Below are 18,280 nucleotides of genomic sequence, written 5' to 3' on the forward strand. Positions count from 1 at the left end.
ACATGGCACTAGCCGTACACTTTCATGACCAGACGCAGCCTACCCACGAGAGCTCGCTGCGTGACGAAGCCTTGGAAGGTTTCGCAGCATCGCCCAAACGGATTTCGCCGAAATTCTTCTATGACCGGCGCGGCTCGGAGCTTTTCGAGCAGATCTGTCTGCAGCCGGAGTATTACGTCACCCGCACCGAGGAGAAGATCCTCGCCGCAGCGGCAAACGACATTCTCGAGATTGCCGGACCACAGACCGACTTGATCGAACTGGGCAGCGGTGCCAGCCGCAAGGTACGCCTGTTGCTCGAAGGGCTGCGACCGGTCAGTTACCTGGGGATTGATATCTCTGAAGACTTTCTCCTGACCAGCACTCAGCGCCTCGCCGCCGATTATCCCTGGCTGGAGGTGCATGCAGCGTGCGCGGACTTCTCGGACGAGTTGAAGCTGCCGGACGACTTCGCCATCCATCACCCCCTGGTGTTCTTTCCAGGCTCCAGCATTGGCAACTTTACGCCGCTGGAAGCGCGCAAGCTGCTTGGTCATCTGCACGAGATCCTTCCACCTGGCGGTGGCCTGTTGATCGGCGTAGACCTGGTCAAGGATAGGGACGTGCTCGAAGCGGCCTACAACGATCGTGCCCATGTCACGGCCGCCTTCAACCTGAATCTGCTACAGCGCATTCGCCAGGAACTGGACAGCGACATCGATCCGTCCCGCTTCACCCATCGTGCATTCTTCAACGAACAGGATTCACGCATCGAGATGCATTTGATAAGCCGCGAGGCGCAGGACATCACCATCGAAGGCCAGCGCTTCCACTTCGATGCCGGCGAAAGCCTGCATACCGAAAACTCATATAAGTACACCCTGAAGTCCTTCGCCGATCTGGCCAACAGCGCCGGCTTCGACTGCAGCGGGCAATGGACCGATGCGCAGGATCTGTTCAGCGTTCACTACCTACAACGTCGTCCATGAAATCAGCTACCCACTTTCTAACCGCTCTCGCCCTCGTTCTCACCCTGAGTACAGCAACAGCCGAGGAATCGGGCCTGCGGATTAAGGATCTCCAGCGTTGCGGGGATCTGTTCTCCACCGAGCAGCTGACGTTCTGCCTGCGCGGAGAAGGCGTCGATGACGATGATCTGAAAGTGATGCTTCGCGCAAAGCCCATCGACGTCAGCCGGGACGGGAATGGTCAGTTACGGCTGGCCTTGAACAGAAAGGATCATCAGAGTGGCCCGCTATGGCTGGAACAGGGCGAACGACGCAGCAATCCTGTCTGGCTTACGCTCAACGCCAGCCATGTGCTGGCAGCCGGGCCCGACCAGGTCGCCAAGAACATGGATGGCTTGACCACCTACGTGGATCTGGTCAGCGTCATAATCGAGGAAGATCACGATGGGCTGGACGAGTCGCGGCGCCTGGCCAAGAAGTACGGCGCTGAAGTAGTAGGCGCTATTGCGCCTCTCAACACATACCAGCTGCGTTTGCCCGTGAACAACCTCACCGAGCGCGACGCACTGGTGCTGCGCCTGGGCAGCGAGACCAGTGTAGACGCCGTTGTAGTTGAGGAGTCGGGGGCCGAGGAGCCGCTCGAAGAAGACAAGCAAAGCAAGCCACGCAACAGCGAATGGGTCGCCAATCGCTTTCTCGACGCGGTGGACTTCTACCTGCACCGCCTGCCCGCCAAGCAGGCGGAAATCCAGACGCATCCTGTACGGATCGGCATCATCGAGCGTGATGTCGATTTCGACTCCCCGGAGTTTGCAGCCTATCTTGGCGATTGCGATCCAGCCAAACCGAGAACGTGCGTGTATGCACGCGATGCCGAATCGCCCTCGGGCCATGGCACCAGTGTCACCGGCATACTCGCTGCCCGCAGCATCGAGCCTGGCGACAATGGCTTTCTCAGCGCACTGGAACCCGCCAGTTCCGGATTCGAAGTCATCGTCGAGCGCAATTCCGATGCCGGCATCATCGCCAATGTTGCCGCGTCGGTAAATCTGGTCGAGGACGGCGTACGGGTACTGAACTGGAGTTGGGGTATCCATCGCGTCGGCACGCTCGACGTGGACGGCGAACAAATCGACTCGCTGGTGCGCTCCGGCGTCGCCATGAGCGGCTATGAGGAACTGCTCGAGGAATTCTTCCTGTGGCTGCGCCGTGAACATCCGGACGTCTTGGTGGTCAATTCGGCCGGTAATGGCTCGGCTCACTCCGGCCAGGACGACTATCGGCTACCGTCGTCTTTCATCACCGATCAACTCATGGTCGTTGGCGCTCATCAGCGCGACTTCAGCAAGGATGTGCCTGTAGAACATCCCGACTACGTGACCAAGCGCCCCTCTTCCAACATCGACATGCGCGTCGACATCACCGCCTCCGCTTGCACACGCGCCGCGACCCTGGATAAGGGCAAGCGAGGCGATGTGCACTGCGGCACCTCGTACGCGACACCTATGGTCACAGGCGTGATAGGCGCCATGCTGTCAATCAACCCCGCTCTGGAGCCTGAACAACTGCGCGAGCTGCTACGCCGCAGCGCACTGACCATCGGGCGTAACAACGACTTCGAAGCGGTTGAAGCCGATGACCTGACCGCGCCAATTCTTCCGTCCGAGCGCGGCTACCAACTCAATAACCAGGACATCGGACGCTCGGCTAGGCTGGACATGCGCAAGGCCCTGGAATTGACTGTCGACAGCCTGCAGCAGACCCGCTGACCCTTCGTGGGCGATTCAGCCCACCGTCACTCCAACCGCAATAGCATATTAATGGCATCACACTGCACAAATTAGCTGCCTTCCCGCTCCATCGAAATATTTCGCAATAACTTATAAAACTTATTGATAAGCAGTTCGCGAAATCAAGCGAAACGGCTAACGCTCGTTCGCCCCGCCTTTATATTCCCTCCGCGTTAGTTAAACCACGCTAAAAACAGGCACTTAATACCTAATATCATTTAGATATTAAAAGGCCATTTTGTGGTGGCCATATAATCCTTTCGATAACGGATGATCTTCGGATTGCTTTTTTGACGCCAAAATAACTTCAAAACTTAACTTTTGACCTATATAAAGCCTATGCACGCTGAGTCACTGGGTAAACCAAGTGGCAGTAGCGTTGTGGGTAGCGTCACCGATCAGTGCTTCGTATGTGGCATGGATCCTCGGATGCTTCCGCACTTTTTAAAAGGCTAGGCCTTTTGACGTATTAAGTTCCGGAGACTCTATGTCCATCAAAATTGCCATTACAGGCTCGCATCGCCTGTTGTTGAGCACGGCTATATTCAGCTCAATGGTTGCATTCGCCGTACTACCTCAGACTGTGATCGCAGCTACCACTTCGCCAGTTGCAGTGAGCGCAATAGCTACCGCTCAGATAAACAACTTCACCACGTCAGAGTGGCTGAAAGGAACCTGGCGTGGATCGGCTGGCTTCTCGATTCCGGCCACCGCTCAAAACAAGGCCGCGTTCAAAAAAGGCGTTCAAGTCAGGCTGGCCGATGGGCAGGTACGCACGATCAACGCGGTCTATTTTTCGGGCGCACATATGAGCCCGATGCTTTCCGGATCGACTCTGGACGCATCCAAAACCGGCTACCCGCACTCAGTCTCCGCCCTGTCGAACAGCGCCGTACAGCCCCCTGTTTCCGCCCCTGCTGCCGCACCAGCCGCCAGCACCAGCGCCGCTCACAGCAGTGCTATCAACAACTACACCAACAATGACTGGTTGAACGGGGTCTGGCGCAAATCTGCCGGGTTCTCGATCCCCACCAGCACCGCCAATACTGCAGCTTTCAAACCCGGTGCGTCGGTCAAACTCGCCGATGGGCAGGTTCGGCAGATCACAGCCATCTATACCTCCGGTCAGAACATGAGCGTGATGCTGGCGGGCAGCACCCTCGGCGGCAACTTGGGTTATCCAAACAAACTCTACGCAGCAACGCCTTCGACTGTCGCGCCTAGCGCGCCCGCAGCTCCCAGCGCGCCAGCCGCACCGGTAGTAACCGCACCGAGCGCGCCCGCGTCGAAACCTGCGATGACAGTCGCGTTGAACTCGTTCAACGGCAAGGATTTTCTTGGCGGCATCTATCTCAGCTCGCCAGGTATCTCGGTCCAGGATACCGAGGCCAACCGAGCCGCCTTTCACAAAGGGGCACAGGTCCGCTTCGCTAACGGCCAGATCCGCACGGTCAACATGGTGTATCGCTTCGGTGGAAACATGACGGTTCTCCTGGACGGTGCCCAGGTCAACGGCAATGAGGTTGGTTACCCACGAACCATATCCGTTAGCAGCACCGGCTTCAGCAGCCAGCCTGCTGCAGGGAGCGGAAACGTTAACAGCCCTGCAGACAACGCAGCGCCCGCAAACCCGATCAACCTCATCGGCATCAACCTCGCCGGGGCAGAATTCGGCGCCGGCGAGGCCCTGCCGGGTAAGTACACGATCCATTACATCTACCCGGGCGAAGATGATTTCAAGCGCTACGCCAATCTGAACATGAAGCTGGTACGGCTTCCATTCCGCTGGGAGCGTATTCAGCCGAAACTGAACAGCGACCTTAATGGCGCTGAAGTCACGCGATTAATGGCCACGCTTGATCATGCGAAAAAGCACAACATCCAGGTGATTCTGGATATGCACAACTACTATCGTTACTACGACAAGCTGATCGCATCCAAGGACGTTCCTATCTCGGCGTTCGCTGATAGCTGGACGCGTATCGCCAAAAAGGTCGTCAACCACCCGGCTGTATATGGCTATGGGTTGATGAATGAGCCACACGCCACAAATGGCAAATGGCCCGATGCCGCATTAGCCGCTGCCAAGGCGATCCGCATGGTTGACTCGAAGCGTTGGATCTACGTGGCTGGCGACCGTTGGTCCAGCGCGTTCCATTGGCCCTCTTACAACATCCAGCTGATTAACGATCCGTGGATGCGTGATCCCAAGAACAACCTGGTTTATGAGGCGCACCTGTATCTCGACGCGGATTACTCCGGAAAATACAGGGATCCCAAGGCCGTATACGATCCGATGGAGGGCGTGAAACGCGCCAAGCCCTTCGTCGAGTGGTTGACCAAGTACAAGCTGCGAGGATTCATCGGCGAGCACGGAGCGCCTGATTTCTCACCCTCCGCCATCGTTGCAACCGATAACCTGCTGAAGTACCTGAACCAGAACTGCATTCCCAGCACCTACTGGGCAGGTGGACCCTGGTGGGGTGAATATGCTCTAGCGCTGGACGTGAAAAGCGGTAAGTCACGCCCCCAACTACCGATACTGCTAAAGCATGCAGCGAACAAATCATGCGGGGCAATCGGCCCGCTGAAATAGACCGACAGCAACGCCCCGCCAACCGCGGGGCGTTTGCCCAGTGTCAGCTAGCCGCAACCCCGTCAAAGACTTCCGGCACAAGCACCGCTTCGCCCTTTTCGTCCAGACGCTGGCGATAGGTAGCATCACCTTCCAGCATGTCTCTCAGACGTACCCCTCGTTCGGTCAGGACGAAGTTCTCGCCATTACCGCCCTCTTCTTCCGGGCGGGTAACAATAAAGCCACCTTCGAATAGCAGACTTTCATAGTTCTGCGCTTCGGCCTTGAGCGAGTCCATGTTTGGCATTGGCTTGCCAGCTTCTTCCATAGCCATCGCATGCTCGTCGGCATACTGTCGAGGCGCAAATGCTTCATTGCCGGGTTTTTGCGCTTCTCGCAGCAGGCGCAGCATCAGATCCCAGTCATACGTCATGTCCGTTCTCCCGTAGCTGGCCATCGATCAGGGACGATGGCTCTTGCTATTGGGACCCTGCCCGGAGCAGCAAGGTTCGATCCAGCGCGACCCGTAAAGGCTGAACTAAAGCGCTTCGGCGGTGATCCACCGTTCATGCCCATAGAAGGAGCGCACCATGAAATACCTGATGATTCCCCTGACCGCGGCACTTCTGGCGAGCCAGCCGGTATTCGCCCAATGCACTACTGACGAAATCAACGCCAAGGCCGAGCAACTGGCCGAACGCGTCAACCAACTGACCGAAAACGATCCAAAGCGTGCAGCAGAGATCAACGAAGAATTGAAGGACATGGAGGTCAAGAGGACGGCAGAACAGCTCGGAGACGAATGCGAAACATACGACAAGCGCCTGAAACACGTTGAGCAGGCAGAAAAAGGTGCCGATATTGCACCGGCGAAAGAGCGTTGATTGAGCCTTAAACCAGAAGCCGTGAAGACAGGGTAGCAGTGACGCTACCCTTTTTTGATCGCGTTATTCTGCGTCCGGCTTCTTACGCCGTAGCGGTGCCATACCGTCCTGGCTCACCAGTTCAGACGGTGCTTCGCGCTTGGCATTCTTCGGGCGCTTGGCGGTTGGCTTGGCTGCCGGCTTCGCTTTTTTGTCCGTGGCCTTCTTCTTGTCGTCTTTTTTCTTCTTGGTGCCGGCTGCCTTGCCCGACGCCTTCAGATTTTTCGGCCCGCCATAGCTGCCTTTCAAACCCTTGATGACCCGCCGCTCGAAACGCTGCTTGAGATAACGCTCGATGCTGGACATCAGGTTCCAGTCGTTATGGCAGATAAGCGAGATTGCCAGCCCTTCCGCGCCTGCACGGCCAGTGCGACCGATACGATGCACGTACTCGTCACCTGAGCGCGGCATATCGAAGTTGATCACCAGGTCCAGACCCTCGATATCCAGACCGCGCGCCGCGACGTCAGTGGCGACCAGCACCTTGACTCCGCCCTCTTTGACACGGTCGATGGCGAGCTTGCGGTCCTTCTGATCCTTGTCGCCATGCAGCACGAACGCCTTTACGCCCTCGGCCACCAGACGGCCGTAGAGGCGGTCGGCTTGAACCCGAGTATTGGTGAAGATCACCGCTTTTTTGTACGTCTCGTTGGCAAGCAGCCAATGAATGAGCTTTTCCTTATGTTCGATGTTCTCAGCGGTAATGATCTGCTGACGCGTGCCTTCGTTGAGCTCGCTCACTCGGTTGAGCTGAAGGTGCAAGGGATCGCGAAGAACCGCGGCGGACATCTCGCGCAATGCTGCTCCGCCGCTGGTGGCGGAAAACAGAAGGGTCTGCTGGCGGTTGGCGCACTCTCCGACCAGGCGCTGCACATCATCAGCAAAGCCCATGTCCAGCATTCTGTCGGCTTCGTCGAGAATCAGCAGCTCCACGTCCTTGAGGATCAGAGTGCCCGCGTTGAGGTGCTCGATCATCCGTCCGGGTGTGCCGACGAGTATGTCTGGCACTTTGCGCAGAATGGCCGCCTGGACCTTGAAATCTTCGCCGCCTGTGATCATGGCCGACTTGATGAAGGTGAACTGCGAGAAGCGCTCGACCTCCTTGAGCGTCTGCTGAGCCAGCTCGCGGGTCGGGAGCAGGATCAGCGCACGTACATCGGTACGCACCACCGCATCGCCGATCAGCCGATTGAGCATCGGCAGCACGAATGCCGCGGTCTTGCCGCTGCCGGTCTGCGCCGTTACGCGCAGATCCCGCCCCTCCAGTGCCGGAGGGATGGCCGCCACCTGCACGGGTGTCGGCTCGACGAATTTGAGTTCGGCGACCGCCTTGAGCAGGCGTTCATGCAGGGCGAATTGGTCAAACAAGGGTGACACCTCAAGCAGATCGAAAAAACGTCGCATAGATTAACGCGTCCAGCCGATGGAGAGGCGTCTTTGTGCTCGACAGCCTGCCTGATGGGGCTGCGTTATCGCACGAATTTCTGGACTGAGTGGAGACAGTCGCGGTTTGGGAATCCACTGGAGCGAATTCGATACCGGACGCGGATGCGCGGGCGCTACTGCGTCTCGCAGGTCAGCTTGATCCGCAACCGGATGACGTCGCGCTTGAACTTGGCGGTCATCGGCTTGCGCTCGCCCGCCTGCAGTGTTGTACGTCGGGTTCGCGGCGCCTCAGGCCCGTTGCGAAAGACCGCCGTGCACTCGACGGGGCGGTCGCCGAAGTTCTGCAAAACCAAGCCGGCCATGTCGTGATCGATGGTTTCTGTGCTGGCCAGCACCTCTGCGCCATTGAGTTCCTGCTCGAGTTCGACCGGATAGCTGACGGCCAGAGCGCTCAGTGGGATGATGGCGAACGAAACGAGCGCGGCGATGCAGATTGTTTTCATTTTTGTGCAGGCTCCTCGTGAAGGCGTGCCAGCGTATCAGACAGACGCAACAGGGAAACAATGGAATGAAAGTGCCACGTGTCACCATCGATCAATGGCGAACCCTGCAAGCGGTGATCGACCATGGCGGTTTCGCCCAGGCGGCCGAAGTACTGCATCGCTCGCAGTCCTCGGTCAGTTACACGGTGGCCCGCATGCAGGAACAGCTGGGCGTGCCCTTGCTGCGCATCGACGGGCGCAAAGCTGTGCTGACCGACGCAGGCGAAGTGCTGTTGCGCCGCTCACGGCAACTTGTGCACCAGGCCGGGCAGCTGGAAGAGCTGGCCCATCACATGGAACAGGGCTGGGAAGCCGAGGTGCGCCTGGTGGTGGATGCCGCCTACCCCAGCGCCAAGCTGATTAAGGCACTGACGGCCTTTATGCCCAAGAGCCGAGGCTGCCGAGTGCGCCTGCGCGAAGAGGTCCTCTCCGGTGTCGAGGATGTACTCAAAGATGGTACTGCCGACCTCGCCATCAGCGGCCTGGACATCACCGGCTATCTCGGCGAGGAACTGAGCACCGTCGAGTTCATCGCAGTCGCCCATCCTGCACATGCGCTGCACCAGCTACAGCGCAAGCTCAGCGTTCAGGACCTGCAAAGTCAGATGCAAGTAGTGGTGCGCGATTCCGGCCAGCGTCAGCCACGCGACAGTGGCTGGCTGGGCGCCGAACAGCGCTGGACAGTCGGCAGCCTTGGCACCTCGGCGGCGTTCGTCAGCAGTGGGCTGGGCTTCGCCTGGCTACCCAGGCACATGATCGCTCGCGAGCTCGACGAAGGCGCGCTCAAACCCTTGCCACTGGTCCAGGGCAGCATTCGACGGCCGCTGTTCTACCTTTACACTAACCCTGACAAACCGCTCGGGCCGGCCACGCAGATTCTCATCGACCTGATCAGAACGTACGATGCCCAGGCGCAATCGCCCGTTCGCCCAGGTTGAGGACTCGGCTAAAACTTGAAGAGCCGACCGAGCAGAATTCATCCGGCCCCCACGGGCAGACCAGACTTATCCAACCAGGAAAGCATCATGAAACGACTCGTACTCGCCGCCTGTTCGCTATTGCTCGCTGGCAACCTGCTCGCCGCTGAAAAGCCCCATGTGCTGCTGAACACCAGCATGGGAGAAATCGAAATCGAGCTGGAGGCCGAAAAAGCGCCTATTAGCGTAGCCAACTTCCTCCACTACGTAGAAAGCGGCTTCTACGATGGCACCGTCTTCCACCGCGTGATTCCCGGCTTCATGATTCAAGGCGGCGGTTTCAATGAAGGACTTGGACAGAAGAAGACCGGTGAGCCGATCAAGAACGAAGCGGACAATGGCCTGCACAATGTTCGCGGCACACTGGCCATGGCGCGCACGCAAAACGTAAATTCGGCGACCAGCCAGTTTTTCATCAATCATCGCGACAATGACTTTCTCGACCATGGCACCCGGGATTTCGGCTATGCCGTATTCGCCAAGGTGGTACGCGGCATGGACGTAGTCGACCAGATCGCCCAGGTGCCGACAGGCAACCGCAGCATGATGCAGAACGTGCCGCTGACCCCGGTGAAGATCGTATCTGCGAAAAAGCTCTGAGCATTCGCTGACCAATCGAGCCGGGCGGCACCTGTCCGCCCCGGCTCGCCCGGACGGCTCATAGACCTGACAGCATGATCAGGCGAGAGTGAAACTGGCTCGGCTTCAGCCGCATCACCCACTGACAGTAGCTCGTGAAAGGACGACGGTCAGTGTTGCGCGCCATCCCAATAGCGGCGCCAGCGTGCCACCAGCTCATCCGGTGCATCGAGATAGATCTCGCCGCCGAGCTTCAGCGCCCCGCTCTGCAGCTCGCTACGGCGTTCAGCGATCATTACCTCGAGCCGCTCACGTTGCTGCGGCTCACCGAACAGATCCGGTTGCTGCTGCATCAGCTCACGCATCATCGCCAGATCATGGTCATCGCCGAGCATGTCTGCCAGTTGCTTGAGGGTATCGCTACGCAACTGCATAAGGGTCGGCCAACCCGGTGTCAGCAGCCGCGTCTGATACCAATGATCCTTGACCCGTTTGCGCCACTCGTGAAGCTGCTCATCGCTCAGGTCCACCCGCACCTTGGCCAACTCGGCACAGCCATCGGCATAGGTGCGCTTGACACCGGCGGCGAACAGATCGAAACCCTTCGCCGTCAGCTTCCAGTTCTCGACCCGCTCCCGGAACGATTCAAGCTCGGTCTTGACCGCGTCGATACGTTGATCGAGCCCGCTGGTGTCCGCCTCTCCACGCCGTGCTCGGTCGTATAGGCGGCGCCGCGCCAGCTTGAAACTTTCCTCAGCGAAGGGCTCGGCGAAGCGCTTTGCAAGAAGGTCCCAACTCTCGAGCATCGCCGCCGCGTCACGCGACTCGGCGAGCGCTCGACCCAGGTCGCGCAGGCGTTGATTTTCAGCCTTGAACTCGCCCCCAAGGGGTTTGCGCACCAGGCGCAGGAGTGCGCGCAGCTCCTTGAAGCGCTTGCGCGCCTGATGCACACCCTCGGCGCGCTCCTCGGATGGAGCGCTCAGCGCCTCGATGGCTTTGTCGATGCCCTGCCGGGCTACCTTGCGTATTTCCTCGGCAGGATCTTTAGGACGTAACTTGTAACCCATGAAAACTCCCCGAACAGCCCGCACAGCGTGCCAGGGGGCAGCCGCGGGAATCAGCCGTAACGTTTCTTCGCTTCGATGGCCAAGCCGCTGCCGATACTGCCGAAGCGATTACCCTCCACGTGGCGCGCGTTGGGCAACAATCGCGCGATGCTCTGGCGCAACGCCGGAATCGCACTGGAACCGCCGGTGAAGAACACCGTATCGATATCCGTGTGCTGCAACCCGGCGCTGGTCAGCAATTGACTGACATTGCCACGGATTCGTTCGAGCAGCGGGTTTATCGCCGTCTCGAAACCGTCCCTGGACAGGCTTGCTTCCAGCCCGGCCTCGAACCGTGCGAAGTCGATCAGATAGCGATCACCCTCGGTCAATTCGATCTTGCCCTGCTCCACCTGCATCGCCAGCCAATGTCCGGCGCGCTGTTCGATCAAGCTGAACAGCCGATCGATCCCGGTTGGGTCCACGATGTCATAGCGCATGCTTTGCAACGCACGCAGCGAAGCGGGTGCGTACACCGCATTGATGGTGTGCCAGGTGGCAAGGTTGAGGTGAGTGCTGGTCGGCATAGGCGCATCGCTTTTCATCCGACTGCCATAGCCGAACAACGGCATGACGCCCTGCAGGCTGAGCTGTTTGTCGAAGTCCGTTCCGCCGATGTGCACGCCCGAGGTGGCGAGAATGTCTTCCTGGCGGTCATCGATCTGGCGGCGCTCCGGTGACAACCGCACCAGGGAGAAGTCCGAAGTACCGCCGCCGATATCGACGATCAGCACACGCTCCTCACGCTCGATGCGCGACTCGTAATCGAACGCCGCGGCAATCGGTTCGTACTGAAACGAAACGTCCTTGAAGCCGATCTTGTTCGCGGCAGCCGCCAAGGTTTGTGCAGCCTCCCGATCGGCCTGAGGATCATCGTCGACGAAGAACACCGGACGCCCCAGCACCACGTCATCGAACGAGCGCTCGGCCTCGGTCTCGGCGCGCTGCTTGAGCGTGCCGAGGAACAAGCCGAGGATCTCCTTGAACGGCATGGCGCTACCCAGCACCGTGGTTTCGCTCTTCAACAGCTTCGAACCCAGCAGGCTCTTGAGCGAGCGCATCAAGCGGCCTTCGTACCCCTCTAGGTATTCGGATAAGGCCAGACGTCCATATACCGGACGACGCTCCTCTGAGTTGAAGAACACCACCGAAGGCAGGGTGTGCTGATCGCCCTCCAGCACGATCAGTGGTTCGGCGGCGGGGCGCCACCAACCGACAGTGGAGTTGGAGGTGCCGAAGTCGATGCCGCAAGCGCGGGCAGGAGACGGATTGTGCATGAGCTGTCCGGACTACCAAAAACGGCCGCGCAGTTTATGCGAGCCTGCCGGCAAATGCTGGCCAATCGTCGCCTGCTGCTCGAAATGACCGGGGCGCACCGCGGCGGCCGTATGCAGCCGCAATGCAATCCTTCAGGCCAGCGCCGCCTCGGCAGCAGCGGAATCGGTCATACCGTCGTTCATGCGCTTGGCATCTTGGCAGAAGGTGCGCGAAGCCTGGAACAGGAACACCATGGTCAGCAGCAGCGAGCCCGGAATCAGATACATCGCACCGTGCAAGCCCTCGGCACGGAAGACCTCGCTCATCTCGCTGGCGCCTGCGGCGAGCATTGCCGACTCGGCGAAGTGGTCGGAGAGCAGCCCCACCACGACGGTGCCCATACCACCTCCGAGCAGATAGAGGCCGGCGAAGAACAGTGCCATGGCAGTCGCCCGCAGACGCGGCTCGACGACATCCTGAATAGCGGTGTAGACGCAGGTGTAGAAGTTGTATGAGAACAGCCAGCCGATACTGAACACCGCAACGAAAACGCCCACTTCGATACGGCCGGCCAGCAAGGCATATCCGGTCAGGAAGGTCGCAATGAGCATGCTGACCGCTGCAAAGATCAGCCGGCCTCGGGCGAAGCGCTGATGGATCTTGTCAGCGACCCAGCCGCCCAACGTGAGGCCGATCAGGCCAGTCAGACCGACGATCACACCGGTGGCAATAGAAGCTTCCACCAAGGGCACCGCGTGGTAGCGCATCAGCAGTGGCACCATGAAGGCGTTGCAGGCGTAGGTGGCGAAATTGAACGCAAGGCCTGCCAGCACCAGCCACCAGAAAGTCCGAATCGCCAGGACCTTGCGGATCGGCTGCTCGACGCGGGCCTGGGACACCTTGACCGTCTCCGCCGCGCCCCGCTGCGGTTCCTTGATCAGAAATATGAACAGCGCCAGCACCAAACCAGGCACCGCGGCTATGAAGAAGGGAGCACGCCAGGTGCCGAAATACTGGACCATCGAGCCGATGGTGAAAAATGCCAGCAGCAGCCCCAGGGGCAGCCCAAGCATGAAGATGCCCATCGCCCGTGCGCGCTTGTGTGCCGGGAACAGATCGCCAATCAGCGAATTGGCCGCCGGGGCATAACTGGCTTCGCCGATGCCGATACCCATGCGCACCAGCAAGAATGTCCAGAAATTCCAGGCCAGCCCGTTTACGGCGGTAAGCCCGCTCCAGGCCGTCAATCCCCAGCCCATGATCTTGCGCCGCGATCCGACGTCGGCCATGCGCCCCAACGGCACGCCGGCAATCGCATAGACAATGGTGAACGCAGTGCCAATCAAGCCCAGCTGGAAGTCATTGAGGTTCCACTCCAGACGGATTGGCTCGGCAATAATGGCGGGAATGGTCCGATCGAAAAAATTGAAAAGATTGGCTAGAAATAGCAGAAACAGGACGCGCCAGGCGTTCGCGGCTTGAGTGGATGGCTGCATGACGTCGCTCTCGATTTATTGTTATAGGCCGGTCGCCGGGCGACCGATGCTCGGAGCTGACTGTAGAGTTCTATCGCCTGTCTGTCTGTCACCATCACCTGCGCTTATGCCGGACGATGCAACGGCTCAGCGCTGCTTCCACTCACTCAGCCAACCTAGCCCAGCGGTAGTCCCGGAGTCGCCGGGACGATACTCGGCAGACAGCCAGCCGGCATATCCAGCCTCCCGCAGCGCGTCTATCAGCAGCCCGAACGCCATCGAACCCGTTCCGGGAGCACCCCGACCCGGATGATCGGCGAACTGCACATGGCCGATTCGAGTGCCGAGCAGGCGTATGCCGGCGGCCACGTCCAGCTCCTGTCGTGCCATATGGTAGAGGTCCAGCTGTGCATGACAGTTGGGATGATCGACCCGCTCCAGCAGTGATTGCAGGTCTTCAGGTGTATTGATCAAAAACCCGGGCATGTCCAATGGGTTGATCGCCTCGCACACGACACCAATTCCGAGCAGGCCAAACGCCTCGGCGCTCTTGCGCAAGTTATTCGATAGCGTTTGCAGCGCCTGTTCGCGCGTTACACCTTCGGCCAAGCGTCCAGGCAGCACGTTTACGCAGGCGGGCCGCGTCATGGCGGCATAGGCAAGCGCGTCCTGCAGGGCGGCATCGAATTGCGCCTGCCGTGCCGGAACCGCCGCCAGCCCCGCACCGCCTTGCATGAAATCCCCTGCAGGCAGGTTGATAAGTACCAGCGGGAGGTCGGCACGTTCGAGCAATTCCTTCAGCTGTATGGCTGGCAGCTCGTAGGGAAACTGGATCTCGATACCCTCGAATCCGGCAATACGCGCCGCCATGATTCGCTCGGCAAGCGGCGATTCGGTGAAGAGCATGGAAAGGTTGGCTGCGATCTTCATGGTTACTGCTCCCGAAACATGTTTACCAGCGTTGATGGATCGCTTTCCAGGTTGCCATTGCTGCCGTGTAGCCGCATCAACTGCGCAGCGAGCCCGGTCATTGGCGTGGAGCTGCCCTCTTCACGGGACAGCTGAACGGCGGTATCGAGATCCTTGAGCAGGGTACGAACGTGCCACTTCACCGGCTCGAACTCGCTCATGGCCATTTGCGGAGCAAGAATCTGCAGGGGTCTGGAATCGGCAAACCCGCCAGCCAGGGCTGGGGCAATGAGGCTGGCGTCGACGCCTGCGCGCTCGGCCAGCGCCATTACCTCGGCGATGACCAGCGCGTTGCAGGCCACGATCATCTGGTTACAAGCCTTGGTCACCTGCCCGGTGCCGACGCCACCCATGTGTGTCAGGCGCTGGCCGAGATGTGCAAGAACAGGCCGGATTCGCTCGACGTCGTCGCTGTGCCCTCCGGCCATGATCGCCAGGCTGCCCGCTTCCGCTCCAGCAGTGCCGCCGGAGACGGGCGCGTCGACCCAGCGCATGCCGCTTCGCGCCTCCAGATCCGCTGCCATGGTGCGCGTTGCAGAGGGCTCCAGACTGGAGTGATCGACCAGCAACTGCCCTGCCCGTGCACCTTCGACGATGCCTCCAGTGCCGAATACCACTTCACGTACCACGGCGGTATCGGCCAGGCAGAGCAGAACGATGTCCGCGTGCGAGCACAGCTCGGCAGGAGTGCTCGCCTGGCGGGCACCTGCATCTATCAAGGGCGTGCATTTTTCCGGCGAGCGGTTCCAGACCGTGAGTGGGTAGCCGGCGGCAAGCAGGCGGCGGCACATGCGCAGGCCCATCAAGCCGATGCCGGCAAAGGCGATGGATGGCAGTTCGGACATGCAGTTGGCTCCAGATAGGCGGAGCAGGGATTCTAGCGTCCCGACATGGCCGGCGGCCAAGCAAGGATCAGAGTACCTGGCCTTTATCCCACAGCCTGACCAGTTCGCCGGGCGCCTGCTCCTCTGGCACCTGCAGCACCATCTCATCCTCTTGCTCGTTTTCCCGGAAGCGCAACTCGATTCGGTAATAGCGGCGATCACCTCGCCCGCTATCTGGCGCGGCAAGCGGCAGACAGCCTTCCAGCACGTTGCATATCTGCCCGCGCTGCTGTTCGTCGCAAGCGGCAAAGTCGATCTCGCGTGGGCGGCTCAGCGCCTGAATCGTGGCAAAGCCACCCTGGCGGGAAAGGCGGACAGTCGCGTCGCGGCCCAAAGGGGGGAGTTTTCTCATAGCGCCTCCAGCGTTACGCCGACGTCCGCCCAGGCCTGCTCGACCGCCAGCGCCTCGCCGCTGCCCTGACCGAAACGAGTGGCCGCGTTGACCACCGTCAGCCGGGCGAAAGCGGCGAAATCTGAGTCGTTGGCCAGACGCCGGTCACACAGGGTGTCGTACCAGATATGTCCCGCTCGCTCCCAGGCATAACCGCCCATGGCTGTGGCCGCCAGATAGAACGCGCGATTGGGGATGCCAGAGTTCAGGTGCACGCCGCCATTGTCGTCGCGTGTATCGATGAAGTCCCGCATGTGGCCTGGCTGCGGATCCTTGCCCAGCAACGGGTCATCGTAAGCGGTGCCTGGGTTGGCCATGGAGCGCATCGCCGAACCCTGAACCTTGTCGGTCAGCAACTCGGCGCCAATCAGCCAATCGGCCTGGTCAGCGGTCTGTCTGAGGCTGAACTGCCGGACCAGCACCCCAAACACGTCGGACACAGACTCATTCAGAGCGCCGGACTGGTTGAAATACACCAGCCCCGCCTCGCTCTCAGTGATGCCATGCGCGAGCTCGTGAGCCACGACGTCAAGCGACAGGGTGAAGCGATTGAAGATTTCGCCATCACCATCACCGAACACCATCTGAGCGCCGTTCCAGAAGGCATTTTCGTAGCCCACGCCGTAGTGCACCGTTCCAATGAGCGGGAAACCGTGATTGTCGATGGAGTCCCGACCGAAAACCTGCCAGAAGAACGCGTGCGTCCGGCCGAGCGCATCGTAGGCCTCATCGACTGCAGCATCGGCTACAGGCGGCTGACCCTCTATCCTCGCGAGAACGCCGGGCAGCAACATCTGCTGCTGGGCATCATGAATACTGCGGCGCGGCTCTCCCGGCCGGCCACGCTCCGGTAGCACACTGGCAATCGGCTGACGATTGGGCGGCCCCGGGTTATGCAGCAGGTTGCGTACATGGCTCAGCGTACCGAGCGCACGCTCACGCTGGCGTTCGGAACCGTTATCGATGATACGGCTGAGGATGTAGGGCGGGATGAAACCCAGGTGCGGAGTTCGAACGGACATTGCGCCTCCTTAGACCAACGTGGATGCTGCCAGGGTCTCCTTACACCTCTGTGAACGCGGCCGGGCAGCTTCGCTTCTCTGCATACGGCCAGATGACGCCCGGGTGCAGGGCTGATGAGCCTGCACGCTAAGGGGTACGTAAATTCATCTGTTAGTACTGCCCACCTGTCTCGGCAGGCGATGGCTCGTCATTTCCATGAAGCAGCTCGGACGCCTCATCGACATCAGTGTGTCCAACCAACATTCCATGCCTGGCCTTGAGGGCCTGCCCGTCGCACAGCAACGTGGTGGGATCGCGATCCGTGATCACAGCCCCTTCTGACAGCAATTCGTCGACATGCTTTCGAAGCGAGTGAAACCTGCGCAATTCGTGTTGTTCATTCATGGCCACAAGCCTTCTTCCATATAGGATTGGAGTCTAGTGGAACTGAGACACACATCACAGATCGTTGTTCAGCCGAACGCCGCTTCGCCCGGCCACCCCTCCGCGCCGAATATTTGCCAGTTAGCAAGACGCAGCTTGCTTGCCCAACATGATCTGCCCCTATAATCCGCGCGCTTTTTCCGCTATTGAACCGGAGAACCACAATGCTGAAGCGCACTCTGGCAGCCGTCACCGGCCTTGCCCTTTCCTTGTCTATTGTTACCGCACAAGCTGCCGACGCCCTTCGCGTCTCGGCAATCCCCGACGAAGCCCCTACCGAACTGATCCGCAAGTTCGAACCGCTGGGCAAATACCTCGAAAAAGAACTGGGCATGCCGGTGAAATTCACGCCGGTTTCCGATTACGCCGCGGTGGTGGAATCCCTCGCCTCAGATCGTCTCGACCTTGCCTGGCTGGGTGGCTTCACCTTCGTCCAGACCCGCCTGAAGACCGGCGATGCAGTTCCGCTGGTTCAGCGCGAGCAGGATCAACAGTTCACCAGCAAATTCATCACCGCCGATCCCGAAGTGAAGACCCTGCAGGACCTCAAAGGCAAAACCTTTGCTTTCGGCTCGGTGTCTTCGACATCCGGAAGCCTGATGCCACGCTATTTCATGTTGCGCGACGGCATCGACCCTGAGCAGTTCTTCAAGCGCATCGCCTATTCGGGCGCACATGACGCCACCGCAGCCTGGGTGGAAGCCGGCAAGGCCGACGCCGGGGTGCTCAACGCATCGGTATGGGACAAGCTCGTTGCCAGTGGCAAGGTCGACACCAACAAAGTGCGAGTAATTTCCACCACGCCGCCGTACTACGACTACAACTGGACAGTGCGCGGCTCACTCGACCCGGCGCTCGCCAACAAGATCAAGAACGCCTTCCTGGCACTCGACCCGGCCAATCCGGAACATAAGGAAATTCTCGACTTGCAGGCAGCCAGTCGCTTCATAGAGACCCGTCCGGAAAATTACGAGAGCATCGAGGAAGCCGCCCGCGCCGCAGGCCTTCTGAAGTGAGCGATGGCGCATTGCGC

The 18,280-nt window shown here is 59.7% G+C and carries 18 protein-coding genes; 7 read left to right on the forward strand and 11 right to left on the reverse strand.

Annotated elements, in window-relative coordinates; translation table 11 throughout:
• The first annotated feature begins 2 nt into the window (after positions 1 to 2).
• The 3 genes from egtD to EA797_RS07915 all read left to right on the forward strand — a co-directional run bounded on the left by egtD (position 3) and on the right by EA797_RS07915 (position 5,333).
• Positions 3 to 968: an L-histidine N(alpha)-methyltransferase gene (gene egtD, locus EA797_RS07905; protein ID WP_122164555.1), complete on the forward strand. Its 966-nt coding sequence runs from the start codon at positions 3 to 5 to the stop codon at positions 966 to 968.
• Positions 965 to 2,716 carry a S8/S53 family peptidase gene (locus EA797_RS07910; RefSeq protein ID WP_122164556.1) on the forward strand — a complete coding sequence of 584 codons (1,752 nt, stop codon included), beginning with the start codon at positions 965 to 967 and terminating at the stop codon, positions 2,714 to 2,716. The genes egtD and EA797_RS07910 overlap by 4 nt, the downstream gene beginning before the upstream one ends.
• A 508-nt stretch (positions 2,717 to 3,224) precedes the next feature.
• Positions 3,225 to 5,333 (forward strand): cellulase family glycosylhydrolase, encoded by a 2,109-nt coding sequence (locus EA797_RS07915; protein ID WP_122164557.1) that lies wholly within the window; start codon positions 3,225 to 3,227, stop codon positions 5,331 to 5,333.
• A 43-nt stretch (positions 5,334 to 5,376) separates the two neighbouring features.
• Here the strand turns inward: EA797_RS07915 and EA797_RS07920 are convergent, their stop codons facing one another.
• Positions 5,377 to 5,745, reverse strand: coding sequence for a transcriptional regulator (locus tag EA797_RS07920; protein ID WP_122164558.1), 369 nt, complete (start codon positions 5,743 to 5,745; stop codon positions 5,377 to 5,379).
• Between the two features lie 157 nt (positions 5,746 to 5,902).
• Between EA797_RS07920 and EA797_RS07925 the strand changes: the two genes are divergently transcribed.
• Positions 5,903 to 6,196, forward strand: coding sequence for a hypothetical protein (locus EA797_RS07925; protein ID WP_122164559.1), 294 nt, complete (start codon positions 5,903 to 5,905; stop codon positions 6,194 to 6,196).
• Between the two features lie 63 nt (positions 6,197 to 6,259).
• Here the strand turns inward: EA797_RS07925 and EA797_RS07930 are convergent, their stop codons facing one another.
• Together EA797_RS07930 and EA797_RS07935 are read right to left on the reverse strand one after the other, a co-directional pair.
• On the reverse strand, positions 6,260 to 7,603 hold the full coding sequence (locus tag EA797_RS07930; protein ID WP_122164744.1) for a DEAD/DEAH box helicase: 1,344 nt from the start codon (positions 7,601 to 7,603) through the stop codon (positions 6,260 to 6,262).
• A gap of 191 nt (positions 7,604 to 7,794) precedes the next feature.
• Complete coding sequence (locus EA797_RS07935; RefSeq protein ID WP_122164560.1) at positions 7,795 to 8,124, reverse strand: 3-phosphoglycerate kinase; 330 nt, start codon at positions 8,122 to 8,124, stop codon at positions 7,795 to 7,797.
• A 65-nt stretch (positions 8,125 to 8,189) separates the two neighbouring features.
• Here EA797_RS07935 and EA797_RS07940 point away from each other — a divergent pair, with 65 nt between their 5' ends.
• Positions 8,190 to 9,101, forward strand: coding sequence for a LysR family transcriptional regulator (locus EA797_RS07940; RefSeq protein ID WP_122164561.1), 912 nt, complete (start codon positions 8,190 to 8,192; stop codon positions 9,099 to 9,101).
• Positions 9,102 to 9,185: 84 nt separating this feature from the next.
• Positions 9,186 to 9,740: a peptidylprolyl isomerase gene (locus EA797_RS07945; RefSeq protein WP_122164745.1), complete on the forward strand. Its 555-nt coding sequence runs from the start codon at positions 9,186 to 9,188 to the stop codon at positions 9,738 to 9,740.
• 149 nt (positions 9,741 to 9,889) lie between these two features.
• On the opposite strand, the gene EA797_RS07950 is transcribed toward EA797_RS07945, so the two are convergent.
• The 8 genes from EA797_RS07950 to EA797_RS07985 form a co-directional block, all read right to left on the reverse strand.
• Positions 9,890 to 10,786, reverse strand: a complete 897-nt coding sequence (locus tag EA797_RS07950) for a CHAD domain-containing protein (RefSeq protein WP_122164562.1) — start codon at positions 10,784 to 10,786, stop codon at positions 9,890 to 9,892.
• Positions 10,787 to 10,836: 50 nt separating this feature from the next.
• Positions 10,837 to 12,102 carry an Hsp70 family protein gene (locus EA797_RS07955; RefSeq protein WP_122164563.1) on the reverse strand — a complete coding sequence of 422 codons (1,266 nt, stop codon included), beginning with the start codon at positions 12,100 to 12,102 and terminating at the stop codon, positions 10,837 to 10,839.
• A 132-nt stretch (positions 12,103 to 12,234) separates the two neighbouring features.
• Complete coding sequence (locus tag EA797_RS07960; RefSeq protein WP_122164564.1) at positions 12,235 to 13,578, reverse strand: spinster family MFS transporter; 1,344 nt, start codon at positions 13,576 to 13,578, stop codon at positions 12,235 to 12,237.
• Between the two features lie 126 nt (positions 13,579 to 13,704).
• Complete coding sequence (locus EA797_RS07965; RefSeq protein WP_122164565.1) at positions 13,705 to 14,487, reverse strand: hydroxypyruvate isomerase family protein; 783 nt, start codon at positions 14,485 to 14,487, stop codon at positions 13,705 to 13,707.
• Between the two features lie 2 nt (positions 14,488 to 14,489).
• Entirely contained in the window at positions 14,490 to 15,371 is an 882-nt protein-coding gene (locus EA797_RS07970) for an NAD(P)-dependent oxidoreductase (RefSeq protein ID WP_122164566.1), read from the reverse strand.
• A 67-nt stretch (positions 15,372 to 15,438) separates the two neighbouring features.
• A complete protein-coding gene (locus EA797_RS07975; RefSeq protein ID WP_122164567.1) occupies positions 15,439 to 15,762 on the reverse strand; it encodes a protealysin inhibitor emfourin in 324 nt (107 codons plus the stop codon).
• Complete coding sequence (locus tag EA797_RS07980; protein ID WP_122164568.1) at positions 15,759 to 16,823, reverse strand: M4 family metallopeptidase; 1,065 nt, start codon at positions 16,821 to 16,823, stop codon at positions 15,759 to 15,761. The genes EA797_RS07975 and EA797_RS07980 overlap by 4 nt, the downstream gene beginning before the upstream one ends.
• A gap of 151 nt (positions 16,824 to 16,974) precedes the next feature.
• Positions 16,975 to 17,208 (reverse strand): hypothetical protein, encoded by a 234-nt coding sequence (locus tag EA797_RS07985; RefSeq protein WP_122164569.1) that lies wholly within the window; start codon positions 17,206 to 17,208, stop codon positions 16,975 to 16,977.
• Between the two features lie 203 nt (positions 17,209 to 17,411).
• Here EA797_RS07985 and EA797_RS07990 point away from each other — a divergent pair, with 203 nt between their 5' ends.
• A complete protein-coding gene (locus EA797_RS07990; RefSeq protein WP_122164570.1) occupies positions 17,412 to 18,263 on the forward strand; it encodes a putative selenate ABC transporter substrate-binding protein in 852 nt (283 codons plus the stop codon).
• Positions 18,264 to 18,280 lie beyond the last annotated feature (17 nt).

The sequence above is a fragment of the Stutzerimonas zhaodongensis genome (assembly GCF_003696365.1).
Classification (GTDB): Bacteria; Pseudomonadota; Gammaproteobacteria; order Pseudomonadales; family Pseudomonadaceae; genus Stutzerimonas; species Stutzerimonas zhaodongensis.